The sequence below is a fragment of the Pseudomonas sp. AL03 genome, assembly GCF_029960815.1.
Classification (GTDB): Bacteria; Pseudomonadota; Gammaproteobacteria; order Pseudomonadales; family Pseudomonadaceae; genus Aquipseudomonas.
Genome location: NZ_JASBRE010000016.1, coordinates 76,070 through 97,643, shown reverse-complemented (window position 1 = coordinate 97,643; position 21,574 = coordinate 76,070). Strand labels below are relative to the sequence as shown.

16 protein-coding genes are annotated in these 21,574 nt (G+C 58.4%); 7 read left to right on the top strand and 9 right to left on the bottom strand.

What is annotated here, in order from left to right; translation table 11 throughout:
- The first annotated feature begins 129 nt into the window (after positions 1–129).
- From QK293_RS16820 to QK293_RS16800, 5 genes are all read left to right on the top strand, one after another.
- The gene (locus QK293_RS16820; RefSeq protein ID WP_282379066.1) at positions 130–1,026 is read left to right on the top strand and encodes a GlxA family transcriptional regulator; all 897 of its coding nucleotides are present in this window, start codon (positions 130–132) and stop codon (positions 1,024–1,026) included.
- 155 nt (positions 1,027–1,181) lie between these two features.
- A complete protein-coding gene (locus tag QK293_RS16815; protein WP_282378967.1) occupies positions 1,182–3,128 on the top strand; it encodes an FAD-dependent oxidoreductase in 1,947 nt (648 codons plus the stop codon).
- Between the two features lie 201 nt (positions 3,129–3,329).
- Complete coding sequence (locus QK293_RS16810) at positions 3,330–4,217, top strand: nitrilase family protein (RefSeq protein ID WP_282378966.1); 888 nt, start codon at positions 3,330–3,332, stop codon at positions 4,215–4,217.
- Between the two features lie 15 nt (positions 4,218–4,232).
- A complete protein-coding gene (locus tag QK293_RS16805) occupies positions 4,233–5,441 on the top strand; it encodes a hypothetical protein (RefSeq protein ID WP_282378965.1) in 1,209 nt (402 codons plus the stop codon).
- Between the two features lie 78 nt (positions 5,442–5,519).
- On the top strand, positions 5,520–6,500 hold the full coding sequence (locus QK293_RS16800) for an asparaginase (RefSeq protein WP_282378963.1): 981 nt from the start codon (positions 5,520–5,522) through the stop codon (positions 6,498–6,500).
- A 61-nt stretch (positions 6,501–6,561) separates the two neighbouring features.
- Here the strand turns inward: QK293_RS16800 and zapE are convergent, their stop codons facing one another.
- From zapE to QK293_RS16785, 3 genes are all read right to left on the bottom strand, one after another.
- Positions 6,562–7,656, bottom strand: coding sequence for a cell division protein ZapE (zapE, locus tag QK293_RS16795; protein WP_282378960.1), 1,095 nt, complete (start codon positions 7,654–7,656; stop codon positions 6,562–6,564).
- Positions 7,657–7,746: 90 nt separating this feature from the next.
- Positions 7,747–9,102: a tryptophan--tRNA ligase gene (locus QK293_RS16790; RefSeq protein WP_282378958.1), complete on the bottom strand. Its 1,356-nt coding sequence runs from the start codon at positions 9,100–9,102 to the stop codon at positions 7,747–7,749.
- 24 nt (positions 9,103–9,126) lie between these two features.
- The gene (locus QK293_RS16785; protein WP_282378954.1) at positions 9,127–9,771 is read right to left on the bottom strand and encodes an alpha/beta fold hydrolase; all 645 of its coding nucleotides are present in this window, start codon (positions 9,769–9,771) and stop codon (positions 9,127–9,129) included.
- Positions 9,772–9,915: 144 nt separating this feature from the next.
- On the opposite strand from QK293_RS16785, the gene QK293_RS16780 reads away from it, so the two are divergent.
- Positions 9,916–10,350: a DUF1043 family protein gene (locus QK293_RS16780; RefSeq protein ID WP_282378951.1), complete on the top strand. Its 435-nt coding sequence runs from the start codon at positions 9,916–9,918 to the stop codon at positions 10,348–10,350.
- An 84-nt stretch (positions 10,351–10,434) separates the two neighbouring features.
- On the opposite strand, the gene QK293_RS16775 is transcribed toward QK293_RS16780, so the two are convergent.
- The 6 genes from QK293_RS16775 to QK293_RS16750 all read right to left on the bottom strand — a co-directional run bounded on the left by QK293_RS16775 (position 10,435) and on the right by QK293_RS16750 (position 20,331).
- On the bottom strand, positions 10,435–11,151 hold the full coding sequence (locus QK293_RS16775; RefSeq protein WP_282378948.1) for an OmpA family protein: 717 nt from the start codon (positions 11,149–11,151) through the stop codon (positions 10,435–10,437).
- 117 nt (positions 11,152–11,268) lie between these two features.
- A complete protein-coding gene (locus QK293_RS16770) occupies positions 11,269–11,910 on the bottom strand; it encodes an MBL fold metallo-hydrolase (RefSeq protein ID WP_282378946.1) in 642 nt (213 codons plus the stop codon).
- Positions 11,911–11,996: 86 nt separating this feature from the next.
- Positions 11,997–14,735: a LuxR C-terminal-related transcriptional regulator gene (locus QK293_RS16765; RefSeq protein ID WP_282378943.1), complete on the bottom strand. Its 2,739-nt coding sequence runs from the start codon at positions 14,733–14,735 to the stop codon at positions 11,997–11,999.
- Between the two features lie 247 nt (positions 14,736–14,982).
- On the bottom strand, positions 14,983–16,347 hold the full coding sequence (locus QK293_RS16760) for a DUF1329 domain-containing protein (protein WP_282378940.1): 1,365 nt from the start codon (positions 16,345–16,347) through the stop codon (positions 14,983–14,985).
- A gap of 27 nt (positions 16,348–16,374) precedes the next feature.
- Positions 16,375–18,312 carry a DUF1302 domain-containing protein gene (locus tag QK293_RS16755; protein WP_282378937.1) on the bottom strand — a complete coding sequence of 646 codons (1,938 nt, stop codon included), beginning with the start codon at positions 18,310–18,312 and terminating at the stop codon, positions 16,375–16,377.
- A gap of 336 nt (positions 18,313–18,648) precedes the next feature.
- Positions 18,649–20,331: a fatty acid--CoA ligase gene (locus tag QK293_RS16750; RefSeq protein ID WP_282378934.1), complete on the bottom strand. Its 1,683-nt coding sequence runs from the start codon at positions 20,329–20,331 to the stop codon at positions 18,649–18,651.
- Between the two features lie 346 nt (positions 20,332–20,677).
- Between QK293_RS16750 and QK293_RS16745 the strand changes: the two genes are divergently transcribed.
- On the top strand, positions 20,678–21,571 hold the full coding sequence (locus tag QK293_RS16745) for a glycosyltransferase (RefSeq protein WP_282378926.1): 894 nt from the start codon (positions 20,678–20,680) through the stop codon (positions 21,569–21,571).
- Positions 21,572–21,574: the final 3 nt, after the last annotated feature.

Below are 21,574 nucleotides of genomic sequence, written 5' to 3'. Positions count from 1 at the left end.
CACTTTCCCCTATAAGAATAAAGTTGAATTATGTCTAACCAAGTCTCCACGCCCTTGCGGCGCGTCAGCATCCTGGCTATCGACCGGGTTTTCGCCTCCACCCTCATGCAAGCCAAGGATTTCTTCCACCTGGCCAGCCTGCGTTACGGCAAACAACTGGGCCACGGCCTGACGCCGGCGTTCGAAACCCGCCTGGTCAGCCCCGACGGCAAACCGGTGAACAGCTTCAGTGACGTGATCATGGCGGTGGACGGCGGCCTGGAAAACGCCGACATCATTGTCCTTCCAGCCTTCTGGGACGATTTCGACACCCTTTGCCAACGTTATCCACAGGTCCTGCCTTGGTTGCGCCAGCAACATGCTCGCGGCGCCGTGCTCTGCGGCGAAGCCACCGGGGTGTTCTGGCTGGCCGAGGCCGGGCTGCTCGATGGCAAGGAAGCGACCACTTACTGGCGCTTCTTCAATGCGTTTGCCGAACGCTTCCCACGGGTTCAGCTCAATCAGGACAAGCACCTGACCGACGCCGACAACCTGTATTGCGCTGGCGGCACCACCTCGGCCTGCGACCTTTACATCTACCTGATCGAACGCTTTTGCGGCGCCAACGTGTCCCAAGCCGTGGCGCGGGACATTCTCTATGAAGTGCAGCGCAGCTACTCGCCGGGACGCATCGGTTTCGGCGGCCAGAAGCTGCACCAGGACGTGATCATCCTGCAGATCCAGCACTGGCTCGAAGAACACTTCGCCGACAAATTCCGCTTCGAAGACGTGGCTCGCGAACACGGCATGAGCATCCGCAATTTCATGCGGCGCTTCCAGACCGCCACCGGCGACAAGCCGCTGCATTACCTGCAACGACTGCGTATCGAGACGGCCAAGGGCTTGCTGTCCGGCAGCCGCAAGAGCATCAAAACCATCAGCTATGAAGTCGGTTACGACGATGCGAGCTTCTTCGCGCGGTTGTTTCGCCAGCACACCGAATTGTCGCCGAACCAGTATCGGCAGCAGTTTCAGCAAGCGGCGTAGCCCAATACCGCAGGGATCCTTAGCCGGAGCCCTGCTGATCTTTTCCCACGCTAAAAAACGAATAAAGAGTATCTGCGAGCCTTGCTTGTCTCCTATACGCTGCGCGTTCAGAACCTCAACATCGTCCCTGAAAACACCATCAGGGACGATCAACAGTGACTATCGGATCAAGCTACAACTACCCCTCCTGTGCCACGAAGGATGCCGCTCGCCCAAAACGCTCGGCGGAAAACAAGTGGAAGGCCCGTTTCCCCAACCCGCCAGATTTGTGCTTCGACTATCGAGCATTGGTTGAACAGGAAAACGGCATCGCCAAGGCAACTGACCCACAACATAAAATTTGCATTATTGGCGCCGGCGTCACCGGACTGACTGCCGCCAGAGAACTTTATCGTTGCGGGTTCACCCATATCACCCTCATAGAACAATCCAGACGCATAGGCGGCAGGCACCTGACTGTCCCTGGAAGCCCGAGCTCGGCGATGAGTCATACACCGTTTGAAATGGGGGCCATGCGCATGCCCTTCTTCAACCGGGCGGACGAGTCACCGACAGAGGGCCGGTCGCTGATGGCTTACTACGCCAAGGCGTTCGACCTGGCGTTCTCAGATTTTGCCAATCCCGGAAGCCAATGGGTCACTTCGACCGGGATCTATCTACGAGAGGGCAGCATGGGCGACGGACCGGCTCCGCAGATGTTGATCTGGAAAAATGAAGATGGGCAGACACCACCTCCCGGTGAAGAACTGCAAAAGGTTTATGCAAAGTGGAAGGCCTTTGCCGATCGCATGACCCGGCACGTCGCAGAGGTTTACGCCCGTCAGGAATGGGAAGCCATGTGGGCCGCTATCGTCGAAAAATACGAGAGCGTTTCGTTTCGCGACCTGGTCAGCATGCCCGCCCTGCAAGCTTGGGATGAACGCTCACCGGGGGACTTTGGCGGAATGGGAATGTCCGCGCAGGAGTCCGCGATCTTCTATGCCATAGGCATCGGCGACGGTAGCTGGGGGGCCTTTTACGATGTCTGCTCCCTTTATCCCCTGCGCACTGCCATTTTTGGATTCAGCAGCCAATTGCAATTGATCCATGGTCGGGTCGACTCAACGGGCGATCCGCTGGATTCACCCTGCCTGCACAACGAAGCCGTTTTTGACTCAAGCGGGCAGAGTTTCGACAGGCCACGCTACATCGGACTCGCAGCGCTGGACGAATGCCTGCTGTTCATGAAAACCGACGAAACCGGAAAGTCCTTCTACGAACACTGCCAGGAAAGAAACAACGGATTGCTCATGGACTCATCCGTTACAAAACTTAAAAAACTGACGAACCAGAAAACACGCGTCTACTACAACTCGAAACATAGCCAACCCGAGCAAATCCAGGAGCACTACGATGACTTTGATTCGGTCATCATGACCCTTCCCTCCTGGCTGATCGAAACTCGCATCAAACTTGAAAACTTCACACCACAGATGCTGCCATTCGAGACGATCAATGCCTATAAAACCGCGCACTGGGAAACCAGTTGCAAAGTCTTCGCACCGTTAAAAAAATCCTTTCTTTCGAAGAACAGCAAAATCCCGCAAGCCATCGTCACTGACAGCTTCATTCACGACGTCTACACCTACCGCTACAACGATAACTACAGTTATGACTGCATCCTTTTAAGTTACACATGGGAGGATGACGCCACCAAACTGGCCTCTTTCACCGACAAGGAACTGGTGAACAAGTGTGCCAAAGAGCTGGACCGGATCCTTATGCATTCCGCCAATATCCAGGAGAAAATCACTCCCTACATTGGCTTGGATCAAGCCGTGGTCCAACGTTGGATCACCGATAAAAATGCGCTGGGTTGTGCAAAGTTATACCGACCCGGCACCTACTACGACGCCGTCAGCCTGATGAAGTACAACCGGGACTTCGCGCATGTTTCAGGTCTCCATTTTTCCGGGGAGTCGTTTTCAGTCGATGCTGGCTGGACCGAGCCGTGCTTTCGGGGCGCCGTCGATGCGGTCATTCATATCTGCAACAAAACCGGGGCAGCCTTCCATGGCGGTTTTTCCATGAGCGACTATCCGCACTATAACGTCAGGACCTGATCAACTTCCTTGCCCTGGAGCCATGCACGACGTGCATTGGCTTTACTTTGGCGACCCTCCTGTCAAGCGCCTCGCGCAATCATCTTGGGATACGGACTACACCCTAAACGGAATTAGCTGACTTACGCGCTCTCGCCGATTCGACTCTCATAAACACGCAATTAAACAGCGTGAACAACAATAAAAAAGAGGTCATCGACAATGAGCGATCCAACAAGCCCTGTTCGTGTAGCAGTCGTGCAATTCGATCCACAAGTCGGCATACAAAATCGCGAAACAAATCTGCGCAACAGCCTGGAATTAGCATTGGAAGCGGCAAATGACGGTGCGAATCTCATCGTCCTGCCTGAGCTTTCAAGCACAGGTTACTTCTTCGAAACCCGGCAGGATGCGTTCGAGCATTCGGAGGCCGTTCCCAGCGGGCCGAGCGTGCAGAGTTGGATGGACTTTGCCCGCCAACACAAGGTTTATCTGGTCGCCGGTTTGACGGAGCGCGACGGCATGCAGCTGTTCAACACCGGCGTTCTTGTCGGGCCTGACGGCTTCATCGGCAAGTACCGAAAAGCACATTTATGGAGTCTGGAAAAATTGTGGTTCACGCCGGGCGATCTAGGCTTCCCGGTTTTCGACACCCCCATCGGTCGCATAGGGTTGTTGATCTGCTGGGATATCTGGTTCCCGGAAGTCCCGCGCATTTTGAGCCAGCAAGGCGCCGACATTATTTGCAGTCTGAACAACTGGGTCTGGACCCCGCCGCCCCTGTTCGATGACGCCGGCAAGTGCATGGCGTCGTACCTGACGATGACGGCGGCTCACGTCAACAATGTGTTTATTGCGGCGGCGAGCCGGATCGGCGAAGAGCGAGGTGCACGTTACCTGGGTTGTTCGCTGATCGCGGGCACCAACGGTTGGCCGATTGGCCAGGTGGCTTCAGCGGACAAGCAGGAGATCCTGTTTGCCGACATCGACCTGACCAGCTCGCGCAGCGCGCCGATCTGGAACAACTTGAACGATTTGCATCGAGATCGTCGAGCCGATCTCTACGATCAAATGCTCGGTTACACCCAGCACCCTTGTCTGCCGCGCTGATAGGGGGGATGAGTGATGGAAACTGCAAACGAAAAACCGCAAAACCGGCTTGCCGCCAGGTCACCGCTGGATACGGCGATCATCTGGCTGATGCTCGGCACGGCACTGTTGATCATCTGGCTTTCATTCACCTACCGGGCATCCTGGTCAGCCCATTGGCCAGACTACAGTCACATGGTATCGAGCCTCCCGGAGCCGAGCGCCTGGCTGCGTTGGGTTTTGGGAGACATCAGCGAGGTGGCGTTCTACAAACATGAGTTCGCTTCGATCGGGCTGCTTGCAGGCGCTTATTTGGCCTACTGGGCGAATCGAACGGGAAAAGCCTGGCAAGGTTTTACCATTTGCTACGGCAGCGGATTATGGCCGTGGCTCGTCACCAGCTCGTTGCTTGGCCTGTTGCTGAGCAACCTTCTGTGGGGCTGGACGGTGACGGCCAATAGCTGGCAACCCACGTTTGCCGCCTTTGTTTCGTTGCCAGCGGCGATGGTGCTGATGTTTGGCGGCGGCTGGAAGGTCACGATCAATGGCGCAATCATGGGCACCGTGTTCGTCACGCCGATGTGCTTGTTGATCGTCAATTACGTCTGCAATCCCCTCGGATTGCCAGCTGTAATCGGCAACGTCACGGGAATGGCAGTCGCCAGCGTCGGCGCTTTTCTGCTCTGCCGTTACCTGCCGAGCCTGGTGAAGTCCGACCCACTCAAGGAGCCGCCCGCCCCTGTGTCCGCACCCGTCATCACCAAGACGCCGGACTATGGCGTCGTATGGAGTCTACGCCGGGTGCTGGCCGATTTTTCGGAAGCGCCGTTCTTCGGCAATGAATGGGCCAGTCTCGGCTTGATCGCGGGCGCCTTGCTGGCTTACACCTTGAACCCGACAAGCCCGGTGTATGGTACGGGCTTGCTGCCCCAACTGATCGCCGCGCAGGCGTTGACCTCGGCGTTAGGGGTAGTGATCTGGCGTCGGCAATGGATATTGCGCGGCTGGTATCCCACCTATGTTCCGTTGGTGTCAGTCGTGCCGGCGGCCGTTCTGACGTACGGTGGCAGTTGGCAGGTTATCGCCTCAAGTGCACTGTTGGGAGCACTGATTGCGCCACCGCTGGCGTGCGCGATTGCCAAGCGGTTACCGGCCGACATGCACGGCTTCATCGGCAATGTACTGGCCATGGCCATCAGTACGTTGCTGATCATTCCGTTTGTCGGACTGCTGGTAGCCCGCTGACGAACGTCGCGATTGGGCTGTATCACGGTCTCAAATCCGGATACAGCCACTTTTCATCACACGCAAATGAGGTATCACATGGACCTGCCCAAACTGGCCATCGCGGCGCTCGGCGGCACCGTGAGCATGCAAGCCAGGAACGCCGGCGAAGGGGTAATCCCGACCGTCAGCGGCGAAACCCTGCTGGCCTCGGTGCCAGAGTTGGCGACCTTGGCACGGGTCACCGTAGAAACGCTCGGACTGTTGCCCAGTGCCTCGCTGGATTTCGACTTTTTGCTGAGCGTCCTTTCCTGGGCGAAGTTTCAAATCAGGCAAGGTGCGGTGGGTGTTGTCATCACTCAAGGCACGGACACCCTCGAGGAAACCGCCACATTTTTTGACTATTTGTGGGACCACGACGAGCCATTGGTCCTGACCGGCGCCATGCGTTCGGCAGCCCAGGCAGGGGCCGATGGTCCGGCGAATCTGCTGGATGCTTGCCGGGTTGCACTGGCTGAAAGCAGCCGTCAACGAGGCGTTCACGTGGTGATGAACGGACAGATTCATTCAGCGAACGCCGTCCGCAAAACCGACTCATTGGCATTGCAGGCGTTTTCCTCCCCCGTCGTTGGTCCTGCCGGCATGCTGATGGAAAACACCGTCAACTATCTGCGCCTGCCAGGCCGGCGCAGGATCCTGCCGTTGCCACAGCTGACCACACAGAAGATTGCCCTGCTGGAAGCGTCGCTTTGCGCCGATACCCTGTTAATCGAGAACATCCTCGAACTGGGTTACGACGGGCTGGTGATTGCGGGTTTCGGTGCAGGACACGTTGGCGCGAGCTGGGTGGAAGTCATTGAAACCATCGCCAGAAAAATCCCTGTCATCGTTGCGACCCGGACAGGTTCCGGCTCCACGGCTCAATCGACCTACGGATTTACTGGCAGCGAGATGGACCTGATCAGCAAAGGTGCATTGATGGCTGGATTTCTCTGTCCACGCAAAGCCCGAATCCTGCTGTGGCTGCTCGTCGGCTGCCAGCGACAAGATGAACTGGCACGCTTTCTCGTTCAAAACTGACACACAGCGCACCCAAAAAAAGGGCCTGCAATGCAGGCCCTTTTTCATTTTTCAAAATATCCTACGGCCGGTGCGCCCGGGACAGGAATTCGTGAGACTGCATTTCCAACAGACGGCTGAGGGTGCGCTGGAACTCAAAGTTCAGGCGACCGCCGGTGTACAGATCCTTGAGCTCGACTTCAGCGGAAATGATCAGCTTCACGTTGCGGTCGTAGAACTCGTCGACCATGTTGATAAAGCGTCGGGCGATGTCGTCGGTGGTGACGCTCATCTGCTCGACACCGCTGAGCAACACGGCGTGGAAGATCTTGCCCAGCTCGATGTAATCGTTCTGGCTGCGCGGGCCATCGCAGAGTTCGCGGAAGTCGAACCAGGCCACGTCATCGCAGGTGCGCAGGGCACGGATTTCGCGGTTCTCGATCATCAGCACGTCGTTTTCGATGGCTGCCGTGCATTCCGGCGTCAGGGCGCGGAAGCTCTTGCGCAAACTTTCGTGGGATTCATCGTCGAGCGGGAAGTGAAACAGCTCCGCTTGTTCAAGGTGGCGCAGACGATAATCGACGCCGCTGTCGACATTGACGATGTCGGTGTTCTGCTTGATCAGCGCAATGGCCGGCAGGAAGCGCGCACGTTGCAAGCCGTCCTTGTACAGACCGTCCGGCACGATGTTCGAGGTCGCGACCAGGGTCACGCCGTTCTTGAACAACTCTTCCATCAGCGTGCCGAGGATCATCGCGTCGGTGATATCGGACACGAAGAACTCATCGAAACAAATCACCCGGGCTTCGTCGGAGAAGCGCTTGGCAATGATGGTCAGCGGGTTTTTTTCGCCGCTGAGGGTCTTCATCTCTTCGTGCACGCGCTTCATGAAGCGGTGGAAGTGAGTGCGGACCTTTTCCTTGAACGGCAGCGCTTCGAAGAAAGTGTCGACCAGATAGGTCTTGCCGCGACCGACGCCACCCCAGAAGTACAGACCCTTGACCGGCGTTGCGTCTTTCTTGCCAAACAGTTTGCCGAACAGACCCGGTTTGCTGTGCGAGGCCGCGACCAGATCGTCGTATAGGCGCTGCAAATGACGCACCGCAGTTTCCTGCGAAGCGTCATGGAAGAATTCCGGGCGTTTCAGATCAGCTTGATATCGTTCTAGGGGCGTCATAATTCGTTAGCAAGGCAACAAAAACGGGCCGTCACTGTAGCGATGGCCCGTGGGAATGGCAATCGGCCCTTGGTCGGACCGAGCCGTTGATTATTCCTGAACCGGCGTCAGGGCAACCCGCAAGGTGTCGATGGCGACGTCGCGAGCGGTGTCGTCAGCAAACGTCGGGCTGTCGGCCACGCACTCGCCTTCCAGCCAGACGCTGAAACTGCGGTCTTCACTGCGCACATCCAACGGCTGACCCGATTGCAACTGCTTGGTCACTTGACCTGCGGTTTTGCCGTCGGCGAAGTTGCGCGACAACAGCAGCTGCTCGCCATCGGCCGCCAGCAGACGGAAACGGAAACTGCTGTCTTCTTCGCGGAAGCTGACAAAACGCGCGGCTTTCGCGGTTTTCTTCTTGGTGGTGGCCGCGACTTGGGTCTGAGCGACGAAAGAGCGCAAGCCAACCGCTTCACGCAGTTCGTGTAGGAACGGTGTCGCCACCGAGCGAGCCTTTTGGGCGCCGATTTGCAGCATGTCTTCCAGGTCTGCCGGGCGTTCAATCAGCTGGTGATATCGCTCGCGGGACTCACCCAATTCGTTGTCCAGCAGCTGGAACAGACGATTCTTCGCCTCGCCCCAACCCAGACCCTGCAGCAGTTCGCTGCGGAATTCGTCGGCCTGCGCCCCCGTGGCGAATGCCTGGAACAGGGTGAACAGGTGCGAATTGTCCGGATCTTTCGCCTCGCCCGGCGCGCGGGAGTCAGTAACGATTCGCGAAATCGCGTCCTTCATTTCCTTGGCGCTGCTGAACAACGGAATGGTGTTGTCGTAGCTCTTCGACATCTTTCGACCGTCGAGGCCTGGCAGCGTCGCGACGCTTTCTTCGATCAGTGCCTCGGGCATGGTGAAGAATTCTTTGCCCTGGCCGAACAAGTGGTTGAAGCGCTGGCCGATGTCACGGGCCATTTCCACGTGCTGGATCTGGTCACGACCGACCGGCACCTTATGGGCGTTGAACATCAGAATGTCCGCCGCCATCAGCACCGGGTAGCTGTACAAGCCCATGGTGATACCGGCGTCCGGGTCTTCGCCGGTTTCAACGTTCTTGTCCACCGACGCCTTGTAGGCGTGGGCACGGTTGAGCAGGCCCTTGGCGGCGACGCAGGTCAGCAACCAGGTCAGCTCGGGAATTTCCGGGATGTCGGACTGGCGATAGAAAGTCACGCGGTCCACGTCCAGGCCACCGGCCAGCCAGGTCGCGGCGATTTCCAGACGCGAGCGCTGGATGCGCAGCGGGTCATCGCATTTGATCAGGGCGTGGTAGTCGGCCAGGAAGTAGAACGAATCGGCATTGCTGTCACGGCTGGCCACGATCGCCGGGCGGATGGCGCCGGCGTAGTTGCCCAGGTGCGGCGTGCCGGTGGTGGTGATGCCGGTGAGGATACGGGTACGAGTCGTCATGGGTAATCGCTTGTCAGACTGCAATCAATTCGAAAGACGCGGCAGGATCAGATCCTTGAGATCGGTCAGCTTGCCATGAAAAAAGTGTCCGCATTCTGCCACTTTCAGCAGCTCATGGGGGCGCTCGAGTTGGTCGGACCAGTCGTAGACAGCTTGCGGATCGATGACTTCGTCGGTTTCCGGCTGGATCAGGGTCAACTCGCCTTGCTGCGGCAGTTGATCCTGATCACCCAGGCGCATGACCGCTGGCGCCACCATGAACAAATGCTTGAGTTGTTCGCCCTTGGCTTCCAGGCGTCCACCGAGACTTGCGGCAACAAAACCGCCGAAGGAGAAACCGAACAGTGTCAGCGGCAAATCTGGATGTTTGGCCCGCAGCCATTCGGCGACCGCTTGAGCATCGTCCACTTCACCCGTGCCCATATCGTGGGTGCCTTCGCTGGCACCGACGCCGCGATAATTGAAGCGCACAGTAATAAAACCGGCATCGCGCGCGGTGCGCTGCAAGGTCGAGACGACTTTGTTGAGCATGGTGCCGCCCTGCACCGGGTTTGGGTGGCAGATCAGCGCCAGGCCGCGGGGCTGGTCGTTGTCCAGGCTCTCGTTATTTAAGTACAGGGCTTCCAACTGGCCGACCGGGCCATCAATCACTACAGGGGTTTCGCGCATAAGCAAGGAAGGAACTCCGTGACCTCGAATCGGGTCGACTCGTCTAGCAAATTGTCTGTGCCAATCTATTGCGAGTGAATCGCGGTATACAGCGCAGGTTCGAGCCGTTAACGTAAAGCAAAGCCGTTTATAGAGGAAGGACTCGTGGAACACTCGCTCTTAGTTTGGTTGTTGCCGACTCTTGCCCTGGTTGTGGGTGTCGCCATTGGATTCCTGATCGCTCGCCTGGTGCCGAATGCCGCTCCCAGCAGCACACAACGTCAGCTGGATGACGTTCAGGAACGTTTCGACAGTTATCAGAACGAGGTGGTCACCCACTTCAACAGCACTGCAACCCTGGTCAAGAAGCTGACTCAGAGCTATCAGGAAGTGCAGGATCATCTCGCCGAGGGTGCCAACCGCCTGGCCCTGGACGAGCAGACTCGTCAACGCTTGCTGGCCTCCCTGCACGCCGATGCGTCAGTGGCCCCACGGGAACGTCTGACGCCGCCGCGCAATCAGGAGCCGCCTCGTGATTACGCCCCCAAAGCCCCGAACGCGCCGGGCATGCTCGATGAGCATTACGGCCTGAAAAAGTAATCAGGTTTCGCGCGATACAAAAAAACCCGCCCGATCTGTTGAGGATCGGGCGGGCTTTTTTACGCCTGGGGTTCAGTCAGGCTGTTACTGGTACTGCTGAGTCGGTTGCTGATACTGCTGGCCCGGAATCGCCTTCAGGTTGACCTCGACCCGACGGTTCTGCGCCCGGCCATTGACGTCGCCGTTGCTGGCAATCGGGTTATCCGGCCCGGCACCGCGAGCCGACAGGTTGGCACCGCTCACGCCTTGCGACGTCAGGTAGGTCGCCACGCTCTGGGCACGACGCTGGGACAGGTCCATGTTGTGCTGGCGGCTGCCGGTGCTGTCGGTGAAACCGACGATCTCGATCTGGTTCTGACTGAACTCCTTGAGCGAGCCTGCCAGATTGTTCAGCGGCTGGTAGAAACTCGACGCGATGTTCGCCGAATCGGTAGCGAAGGTGATGTTGCCCGGCATGATCAGTTTGATCTGATCGCCCTGGCGCTGCACCTCTACCCCGGTGTTGGCCATGCTGGCGCGCAGCTTCTTCTCCTGCTGGTCGGCGTAATACCCGTAACCGGCGGCGGAAGCACCGACCACCGCGGCGCCAATCAGCGCGCCCTTGCCACGGTTGTCGTGACCGATGGCGGCACCGGCCAACGCACCGGCCAGAGCGCCGAGGCCGCCGTATTTGGCGGTTTTACTCATGCCCGTGGAGCCACCGTCGGCCTGACCCTGATTGTCGTAAGGGTTAGGCGAGGCGCAGCCAGACAACAAGGCCACGGCAGTAGCGACAATAATCAAACGACGCTTGGTGAACATGAAGAGCTCCTGATTTTTGCATTCTGTGGTGCAACGGACCAAGGCATTAAACCTTTGCGGGCGTTGGATCATTGTGGATGAAAAAAATTCCGCGACGCGTCCTCCCAACAGCAGAAATCAGGCCCGCACAAAAGGGTTCTCGCGCATTTCGTCGCCCAGACGCGTGTCCGGACCATGCCCGGTTACCACCGTCGCCTCTTCATCGAGGGTGTACAGCCGCTGCTTGATCGACCGCACGATGGTCGCCTGATCGCCACCCCACAAATCCGTGCGCCCTACCCCGCGACGAAACAACGTGTCACCGGCAATCAGCAGCTTAGCCTCTGAAAACCAAAAGCTCATGGAGCCCGGCGTATGACCCGGCGTATGCAACGCTACGCCGCAACCGCACGCCAGTTCTTCATCATCGGCCAACCAGCGATCCGGCGACGGCACCGGCGTGTAAGGCACACCGAACATCTGGCACTGCATCTCCAGGTTGTCCCAGAGAAATTGATCTTCTTTATGCAAATGCAGGGTTGCACCGGTTTTCTCCTTCAACTGACCGGAAGCCAGGAAGTGATCGAGGTGCGCGTGGGTGTGAATGATGCTGACCACCTTCAGCCCCAGAGCGTCGAGCCGCGCGAGGATCAATTCGTGATTGCCACCAGGATCGACCACGATGGCCTTTTTGGTGATCGGATCGCCGATGATCGTGCAGTTGCACTGGAGAGGGCCGACGGGGAAGGTTTCGCGGATGAGAGTGGGCTGCAGGGACATCGGGGCATGCTCGAGAAACGGGGATGGGCAATTTTCGCACACATTTGCATCGAGTCATTTGCGGTCATGCACTTCAAAAAAATACGCTACCCCAACACCCCCAGCTCCTTCGCCCGCGCCACCGCCTGCGTACGCCGCTCCACCCCAAGCTTGCTGTTGATATGGCTGGCATGGGTTTTCACCGTGTGCAGCGAAATAAACAGTTGATCGCTGATTTCCTGATTCGAACAGCCCTGGGCGATCAGTCGCAGGACGGCCATTTCCCGCGCACTGAGTTGTTCCGCCGTGGCGGATGACTCCGCTGCGGGACGGGCTGTCACTGCCGGAAGTTTTTCTGAAAGGCTCAATGAAACGGGAGTCGGCACACCGAGTTGAAGTTGGTTACGCAGCCAGTCCGGGTGTACAGCCAACAACCCGTCAAACGGTTGCAGCACCCCACCGGCCGCCGCCTCCAGGGCTTGAGCCAGCGCTTTGCGGGCTTCGGGTTCGCGCCCGCCCCCCAGCAACAACGTCACTTTCTGAGTCAACGCCATCACGCAGAGCATCTGCCTGCCGGTTTGCTGCCCATGCTCAAGCAACGCATTCAATCGACCTTCGGCCAGCATCGGCTGCCCTTGAATGACCTCCAGCAAGGCCTGCTGCAACTCGATATGCAGCGGCAGTTGCGGATGGAACTCCGGAGGCGCTGCAGCGTGTTCGCCGTTATAGGTCTGGCCCAAGCGAGCGAGCCAGGCTTCGGCCAGATCGGTGCGACCCTGGGCTAGCCAGAGCTCGCATTTGACCAGCGTAATCATCGCCAGGTAGTAAATCGGCGGTACGTCCCAGATGTGCATCAAGCGCTCGGCTTCGGCGAGTTCGGCAAAGGCTTTGGCGAATTCGCCGCTGCTGCCCTCAAGCCTGGCGATCACGCAGTGACCGATCAATACGCTGATGTCGCGACAGGCTCGTGCTTCATTCAAACCGGCTTGCAAACGTGCCCGTGCAGCTTGCGGTTGCAAGCGCAGGGCCAGTAAAAAGCCCTCGTACAAGGTCAGTCGGGCGCGCACCGCATAGAGCCGTTGCGGGGATAACTGTTGCAGGCGTTGCAGCCCCTGACGCACTTCATCCAGCGAACGGAGGATTTCCCCTCGCGCTTGCAGCACGCGAGCGCGGTCGTAATGGGCCAGCGCTTCGAACAGCGGGTTGCCAACCCGTTGCGCCAACTCCAGGGACTCTCGGTTCAACCCGCGTGCGCGCCACAAGTCGCCGTCGGCAATGGCCAGGTTGGACAGGGTCGAGAGGCACATCAGGCGTTGCCCGTAGCGTTTGGCCGGCAGGCTCTCCTGCGCTTCGGTGCAATAGAGCAACGTCAGTTCGCGATTGCCGCGCCCGCGAGCGATAATTCCGCTCAGGGCCAGCCATTGCGCCAGCATGGATTTCTGCGCAGTGGCTGACGGGGCCGGCAGGAAGCGGCTTAAATGACTGACCAGTTCCTCGGCGGCGTCCAGCTGACAAGCCAGCCCCAATGCCCAGCTGTACAGCACGATCAGCCGTGGCGTGCTGATCAGCAGGCTGTCGGGCAAGTCCATTTTCCAGCGCAGCAACATGCCGACGTTCTGTTCGGCCAGCAGTTGTTCTTCGGAGAGGTTCTGGACCAGGTTCGCCGCGACATCCAGGTGCCCGGCACGCAACGCCTGCTCGACCGCCTCATCGAGGAGCCCCTGGGCATTGAACCATCGACAGGCGCGCAGGTGCAGGCTGGCCGCCGGCATCATCGCCTGCGCGGTAGGCCGGGTGCGCAGCAGGTCGGAAAACAAATGGTGGTAGCGATACCAGTGACCGTTTTCATCCAGTGGCACCAGGAACACCTGATGGGCCAGCAGAAAACGCAGGATCTCGGCACTGTCATGGGCTTCGCGAACCGCGTCGCACAGTTCGCTGCAAAAGCGTTCCTGGGGTGCGGTGTCGTAAAGGAATGACTGCACCTCGGCGGGCAGACAATCGATGACTTCTTCGAGCAGGTAATCGCGGATCAGCCCTTCCCCGCCATGCAGCGTCTGCGGCAAAGCACCCTGGGTGCCCGCTTCGGACGCCGCCAGCAGCCAGAAACGCAGTCCGGCGACCCAACCTTCGCTGCGCTGGATGAGGCTCTCCAGCGCTTCGCCGCGCAAGGAACTGCTGTGGCGATCAAGCAGGGTCAAGGCTTCATCGTGAGTCAGGCGCAAGTCCTGTTCATTCAACTCGAGCAGTTGCCGTGACAGCCGCAGACGCGCCAGATGCCAGTCCGGCCGCTGCCGACTGGTGACCATGACCAGCAAGCCGTCGGGCAGGTGATTGAGGAAAAATTGCAGGCAGCGATCGAGCACCGGGCCCTGTGCCAAATGGTAGTCATCAAGCACCAACAGCAGAGGCGTACTCGATGTCAGGTGCACGACCAGCTCATCGAGCAAACCGTCCAGCCATTCTTCAAAAGCAAACGGCTGATGCCGCTGCCGCATTTTCAGCAGGCCCAGGGACTGGCTGCCGAGTTGCGGATAATAGTCCTGGAGGCCTTCGAGCAACCGCTCAAGAAAACGCCCTGGGTCGCTGTCTCGCGGACTCAACCCCAGCCACAGGCTTTGCCAGTGAGCCGGCAAGCCCTGACAGAACTCCACGGCCAACGAACTTTTGCCAAACCCCGCCGGTGCGCTGACCAGCAACAGCCTGCCACCGAGCCCCGCACTCAGGCGCTCGCACAGACGAGGCCGCAGCACATGGCCGTCGGGCAACGGAGGCCGAAAAAAGCGCCCGTCCAGTGCCGCGACGGAAACGCTTGCAGGGCCCGGGTGTGGGGACAGATCAGTCATGGCCGGCTCTTGTTTGAATGGCGGTTGGCGGCGTTGCAGATGTCCGCAGCCTAGCGGTAAACGAAGAGGGAATGAAGGTTATTGCTACAAATGGCTACAAAAAGAATACAAGCAAAGGTATCGGTAAAACCCGACAGCCACGCCTGACCTGAATTCGACCGCTACAACGGATCGTTATGAGATTCAAAAAAAACGCCCCAAACCAGTCGGGGCGTTTCTCGAGGATGCGGCCTCTGTTCAGTACCGCTTAGCGAACACCCTCCTGGCGCAGCGCGGCCGGAGTGAAGTCGCTGGTGGTGGTGGTGAAGCCGAAGTCATACGCCGATTTCTCTTCGTTCTTCATGCCCAGCGCCAGGTAGCGGCCCGATTGCAGGTCGTACAAGGTTTCCAGGGTGTACCACGGCACCTGAACGTTGTAGTAGTTCTGGGAGTGAGCTTCCGCCACACGCCACAGTTGATTACGACCGTCGTAGTGGTCGATCACGGCCGCCTGCCAGGTGTCTTCGTCGATGTAGAAGTCACGCTTGGCGTAGATGTGACGCTGACCTTCCTTCAGGGTCGCAACCACATGCCAGACCCGGCGCAGCTCGTAACGAGCCAGGTCCTGGTTGATGTGACCGGCCTTGATGATGTCGTCGTACTTGAGTTGAGGTGAGTCGAGTTTGTAGCTGTCGGAGGCGATGTACATCTCTTTCTTGCCTTCGAGCTTCCAGTCGTAACGATCCGGCGCGCCGTTGTACATGTCCAGGTTGTCGGAGGTACGCAGGCCATCCGCCGCAGTACCCGGTCCGTCATAGGACACTTGCGGTGCGCGGCGCACGCGACGTTGACCGGCGTTGTAGACCCACGCCGAACGCGGCTCCTTCACCTGGTCGAGGGTTTCGTGCACCAGCAGCACACCACCGGCCAGACGTGCCGGCGCGGTCACTTTCTGCTTGAAGTAGAACAGGATGTTGCCCGGGTTCGCCGGATCGTAATCCTTCATCTTGTCGCGGAACACGAACTGGTCCTGGAAGTACACCAGGCTGTACGAGCCATTCGGTTGTGGCGTGGCCTGGGTTACCAGGCGGGTCACGCTGCCACCGCGATAGCGGGTGATGTGGTTCCAGATGACTTCAACGCCGGTCTTCGGGATCGGGAACGGAACTGCGGTTTCGAAGTTTTCCAGGCCGTTGCCGCCAGACACCAGGTTGGTGCTGGTGGCGTTTTTCTTGATGGAGGCAAACACGGCATCCGGCACGGTGGCGCCGCGATGGGACGGGTAGACCGGGATCTTGAAGGTTTCCGGGTAGCGCTTGAACATCGCGTACTGGCCCGGTGCGAGCTTGTCCTTGTACTGGTCGACGTTCTGCGCAGTGATGGTGAACAGTGGTTTTTCACTGGCAAACGGGTCAGACAGGAAACCTTTGCCGTCGACAGCGCCGGCGTTTTTCGGCAATGGTTTCCAGGCCGGAATCGAACCGTCAGCATTGCCCGCCATTTCGGCGCCCATCGGGGTCAGGCTCTTGCCCAGTTTGTCCGCTTCGGCCGCAGGGACCGCCGCCATCACGCCGGTCGCCAGCAGCGAAAGCCCCAGAACACCGACTTGGAACAGACTCTTGGTTATTTTCATAGGTGTGTTCGTCCTGATAATCAGTGCTTAGAAGTTCACGCCGAAGCTGAGCGCAACGAAGTCGCGGTCATCCACGGTGGTGTACTTGCCGTCGAAGAAGTTGGTGTACGCCAGGCTTGTGGTGTAGGTGTTCTGGTATTCGGCATCGACACCCAGGCTCACTGCTTTGCGACCTTCCTCGAAGTTGCCGCCAGGGCCAGGCGAGTAACCGCTCACGTCATGGGACCAGGCCACGTTCGGCTTGAGGTTCACGCCGGCGAATACGCTGTTGTATTCCCAGATGGCACGACCGCGGTAACCCCAGGAGTTTGCGGTGGTGAATCCGTCGTTTTCACAATAGCGGCTCACGTTGTTTTGTGGTCCACCGGCCAGGGTGCCGCTGTTCAATGTCTGGCACTGACCACCTGGCAACGGGCCAGGGCCGTAGCTCGGGTCACGACCGTAACGCGCTTTGGAAGTGCTTTCCAGACCGCCAACGTGAGTAAAGCCGACCTCGCCAACCAGGGTCAGTCGCTCGGCGCCCATCACCTGGTCGAAGAAGTGAGTAAGGGTCGTCTGGAGCTGGGTCACTTCTTTGCGGCGATAGCCTTTTTGATCCTGCCCTGGCGTACCCTGGAGCACGGAAACGTTAGGGTTCAGAGGCGTCAGACCGGAAAAGAGAATGTCGGTGGTGTTGAGCTGAACCGGCGCATTCGGCCGGTAGCTGACTTCACCACTCCACGCAGTACCTGTCGGTAACGTGGTGGAGAAGCTCAAGCCATACAGACGAATATCTTCAGGGTACTCGACGTAATAGCTGGAGTTACCCGCCACTGCCAATGGCAACAAGGTAGGTGCCAGGTTACGCGCGACAGCGAGAGGAACACCCCTGGCCACCAGCGAGCCCACCAAGCCCGCCGCGCTGTAAGCGCTCGCCGGAGCACCTTTGCCGCTGAAAATCGGCGCACGGCTGTGGTAGTTCATGAAGTAGGCGCCGAACTCGGTGTCCAGCGGATCGAACATGTATTTGAAGGACACGCCAAATTGACCGCTGTCACGGGCATCGCGATCCGGACCGCGACGAACGATGACACCTTCATCCGGGTCACCCCAGGTCACGCCCCTGGCAGCCAGTGTGTTGATGCTGGCATTACGCAGCGAAGCCGGCAGCCTCGCAGCCGTCAGTGCGTTGTTGAGTCCGTTACGGGTACGCAGTACCGCCAGGTTGTTGTCACAACCATCCGAAATCACGTCCGGTTGCGAGAAGAAGGTGCCGCAGTTGTCGGTAACGGTCTGGTCCCATTCGAGCTGGTAGAAAGCTTCGGTCGAGAGGTTCTCGGTGAGGCTCTGGGACACGTAGAACATGTTGACCGGGATCAGACCTTCCTTGATCTCGGCACCTGGACGACGGAACGCGGACACGTCGATCGGGTTGATCGAATTGATACCGCCGCCGATGAAGGTACTTTCACCCCAACTCACTACTTGCTTGCCCAGACGCACGGAGCCCGGCTGATCGGCAACGGAGTAGTTGTGGTAGACGAAAGCGTCGAGGATTTGGCCGCCGGAGGACTTGGCGCCTTCCTTGCGGTTGCTGTCGCTGATGTCCTTGAACGGACGGCTTTCGTCCTTGAGTTCAAAGTCATACCAGTATTTGCCACGGACGAAAACGCCGGTGTCGCCGTATTTCAATTCAAGGTCATGGATGCCCTTGAAGATCTTGGAGAACGTTTCGCCGCTCTTGAAGTTCAGGTGACCGTCGTCGGAAGTCTGGGACAGGCCGCGGCCGCCGTTGTTGACGCCGATGAGGTTCTTGTTGGCACCTTCAGTAGACCAACTGGCACCGACCGACAGGGATGAGTCGAACTGACCTTCGATTTCACCAACATTGAAACTGACGCCGAATGCTGGCCCGGCGAGCGTAGAGGCAAGACTGACCGCCAGGGGCAGTTTAGCCCGGCGCCAGAACTGGTTTACTGATGTCATCGACGCTACTCCATGTGCATTATTGTTATGGCAGTGAGCACTTCTAAAAACGCTGTGGATGACTGGGAGCCAAACTGTCCTTAAGTCATTCCAAAGATGCATCGCCCCGTTTTGTGCGTTTGCTCCGTTCTTAAAAATCCTTGAGCGGACTATAGCCAGCAGGTAGTACTGCTTGATCCCTCTAAAGTGTGATTTGCAGCTGCCAGCCACTCTGGAACAGTCCTTTGCCAAGCCGACACCTGTCGGCCCGGCAAGGATGGCTGAAAATTCAGATTTAACAAGCCAAGCGCTTGCTTGGTGGGGCTGGCGTGCCCTTTCGGGCACGCCAAATGACGCTTAAAGCGTCGAGAGGAAGGTGCTGTTGTTGGCTTGCCATTCGGTGATGTCGACGCGAATACGCTTCTTGTCGAGCTTGCCGACACTGGTCTTGGGAATTTCAGTAACAAGAGCGATCTGGCTCGGGATAGCCCACTTGCTCAGGTGCCCCAATTCCACGAATGGCTTTAGGTGCTCCTTCAGCTCCTTCGCCCCAATCACATGGCCTTCGCGGACCACCAGCAGTGCGAACGGACGCTCGCCCCACTGCGGATCGGCAATCCCCACCACTGCTACTTCGCGTACCGCCACGTGGCGACTGATCAGGTCTTCCAGGTCCAGGGAGGAGATCCACTCGCCGCCGGTCTTGATCACGTCTTTGATCCGGTCGCGAATATCGATCACACCCATGCTGTCCAGGGTCGCAACGTCCCCGGTATGCAGCCAGCCGCCGGCCCAGAGCTCGGCGCCTTTCTGTGGCTCGTTGAAATAGCCTCCGGTGAGCCACGGCGCACGCAGCACCAGTTCGCCTTGAGTCTCGCCATCGGCGGGCAGAAAGTTGCCATCGGTGTCGACGATCGCCGCTTCCACCAATGGCCCCGGCACACCGGCCTTGATCCGATACGTGGTGCGCTCGTCTTCGGTGCCCGCCATCAACTCGTCGTTGAGGTGCGCGCACGAGATCAGCGGTCCGGTTTCCGACATGCCGTAAGCGGCGGTCAGCTGAATGCCATTGGCCTTGGCGGCTTCGTACAACGTGCGGTTCAACGCACTGCCGCCGATCACAATTTTCCAGCCACCAAAGTCGGTACCTTGCGCGGCCTTGGAATTAAGGAGCATTTGCAGAATGGTTGGCACGCAATGGGAAAAAGTGACCTTCTCCTTGCGCCACAGCTCCACCAGATATTCCGGGTCGTAACGGCCGGGATAGACCTGCTTGAGCCCGAGCATGGTCGCCACATACGGTAGGCCCCAGGCGTGCACATGGAACATCGGGGTGATCGGCATGTAGACGTCGTTGGTGCCCAGCAAACGTACGCTGTCGATGGCACCCATGATGGTCGACACGCCCATGGTGTGCAGCACCAGTTGCCGATGGGTGAAGTACACGCCTTTGGGATTACCGGTGGTGCCGGTGGTGTAGAACGTGGTCGCGACCGAGTTTTCGTCGAAGTCCTGGAAGTCGTACTGCGTGCTCGCGGCCGCCAGCAACTGCTCGTACTCGCCGATGAGGTTCGGCAAGTCGGCGGTTTTTTCCGGCAGGTCGGTCAGCAGCAGGGTTTTCTCTACCGTGGTCAAGTGCCCGGCAATCGCATTGTACAGCCCGACGAACTCGCTGTTGACCAGCACGAAGCGGTCCTCGGCGTGGTTCATGGTGTAGAGGATCTGTTCCGGCGACAGGCGCACGTTGATGGTGTGGATCACCGCGCCGATCATCGGGATGGCGAACATGCATTCCAGATAACGATGGCTGTCCCAGTCCATCACCGCCACGGTATCGCCAGCCTTGACGCCGGCGGCCGTCAGCACGTTGGCCAGCCTTGCAACCCGTTCAATCAGGGTCGGATAGCTGTAGCGCAACTGGTCGCGGTAAATGATCTCGCGGGTTTTCTCATAGCGAGCGCCGGACATCAGCAGCCGTTTAATCAGCAGCGGATACTGGTAAGCGCCTTCGGCTGGGGGGATAACGCGAGTCTGCAACATAAGAGTCCCTTTTCTGACTGCACGGTCGTGGCTGAAAGTAAGCACTCTAGTGACCTTGGTCGACAGCCAAATCAGCCAAAGGAATGATTTGCAGATCCGGGTAAAATGCTAGCTTTGCGCCACTACTTGGCGTGTTTCGTCGGGAGTTCGGAATCTGCGCTGTAAAACGTTGCAACGCATGCACGTGACACTTGCCTGTGAGCCTACGTACCATACGTACACGATGAGCCGATGGGTTGGCAGCCGAACGGTTGCCCCAAGTCGCACGACCTCCACCTCATCTTCAAGAGAAGGATCTTGTTCACTAGACCTGTCTGGTCATACGCCATCGGTATTGCATACAAAAATGAGTATTGAACTGACCACCCCCGAGAACGGCCCCTTCAAACAAGCGCCTCTGGTGTCCATCGTGGCGCCCTGTTTCAACGCGCAAAAGTACCTGGAAGACGCCATCAAGAGCATCTTCGCCCAAGACTACCCGAACATCGAAGTCATCATCGTGGACGATGGCTCCAGCGACGACAGCCTCGCAATACTCAAGCGTTTACAACAAACCTATGACTTCCAGCTGTACTCGCAACCGAACCAGGGTGTGAGCGCGGCGCTCAACCACGGTTTGCGATACGCCAAAGGTGTCTATGTGTCGACACCGGACCTGGATGACATCATGCTGCCGGAGTCGGTGCGCATTCGCGCCGACTATCTGGACCAGCACCCGAACGTCGGCTGCGTGGGTGCGCTGATCAGCTACATGGACAGCGATGGCAACACCATCAAGCAGCAGCAACGCGACCAGATCCACACCTACAACTTCGATCAGGTCCTCAGAGGTGCCGTCGTGATCGGCGCCCCTGTTGCGCTCTATCGCATGAAAGCAATGCGAAGTGCCGACTTCTACGCGCCGAAGCTGCGGGTTCAGGACTTCCAGATGACGTTGCGAATTGCCCGGCTGGGTTATGAGATCCATGAACTGCCGGTCTGCATAACCCGCTATCGCCGCCATGCCAACAACCTGTCGAGGAAATACCGGATATTGCTCCAGGCGGACCTTGAGGCCATCGAACCGTACGTGAACCATCCCGGCTACCAGAGCGCCCGCACCAAACTGGTGAACAAGGCTCTCAAATATGCCGTCGTCGAAGACAAGAAAGAGGCCTGGCAGCTGTTGCGCTCGATCCCCTGGCGACACCTCAACAGAACCAGCTTCAAACGTTTTAAGCGGCTGGTATTACATCGCTAGCCG

Excerpts from the sequence above, each read along its gene's own strand:
- QK293_RS16810 (WP_282378966.1), top strand. The coding sequence starts at position 3,330 with ATGAGCGATCCAACAAGCCCTGTTCGTGTAGCAGTCGTGCAATTCGAT.
- QK293_RS16805 (WP_282378965.1), top strand. The coding sequence starts at position 4,233 with ATGGAAACTGCAAACGAAAAACCGCAAAACCGGCTTGCCGCCAGGTCA.
- QK293_RS16800 (WP_282378963.1), top strand. The coding sequence starts at position 5,520 with ATGGACCTGCCCAAACTGGCCATCGCGGCGCTCGGCGGCACCGTGAGC.
- zapE (WP_282378960.1), bottom strand. The coding sequence starts at position 7,656 with ATGACGCCCCTAGAACGATATCAAGCTGATCTGAAACGCCCGGAATTC.
- QK293_RS16790 (WP_282378958.1), bottom strand. The coding sequence starts at position 9,102 with ATGACGACTCGTACCCGTATCCTCACCGGCATCACCACCACCGGCACG.
- QK293_RS16785 (WP_282378954.1), bottom strand. The coding sequence starts at position 9,771 with ATGCGCGAAACCCCTGTAGTGATTGATGGCCCGGTCGGCCAGTTGGAA.
- QK293_RS16775 (WP_282378948.1), bottom strand. The coding sequence starts at position 11,151 with ATGTTCACCAAGCGTCGTTTGATTATTGTCGCTACTGCCGTGGCCTTG.
- QK293_RS16770 (WP_282378946.1), bottom strand. The coding sequence starts at position 11,910 with ATGTCCCTGCAGCCCACTCTCATCCGCGAAACCTTCCCCGTCGGCCCT.
- QK293_RS16765 (WP_282378943.1), bottom strand. The coding sequence starts at position 14,735 with ATGACTGATCTGTCCCCACACCCGGGCCCTGCAAGCGTTTCCGTCGCG.
- QK293_RS16760 (WP_282378940.1), bottom strand. The coding sequence starts at position 16,347 with ATGAAAATAACCAAGAGTCTGTTCCAAGTCGGTGTTCTGGGGCTTTCG.
- QK293_RS16755 (WP_282378937.1), bottom strand. The coding sequence starts at position 18,312 with ATGACATCAGTAAACCAGTTCTGGCGCCGGGCTAAACTGCCCCTGGCG.
- QK293_RS16750 (WP_282378934.1), bottom strand. The coding sequence starts at position 20,331 with ATGTTGCAGACTCGCGTTATCCCCCCAGCCGAAGGCGCTTACCAGTAT.
- QK293_RS16745 (WP_282378926.1), top strand. The coding sequence starts at position 20,678 with ATGAGTATTGAACTGACCACCCCCGAGAACGGCCCCTTCAAACAAGCG.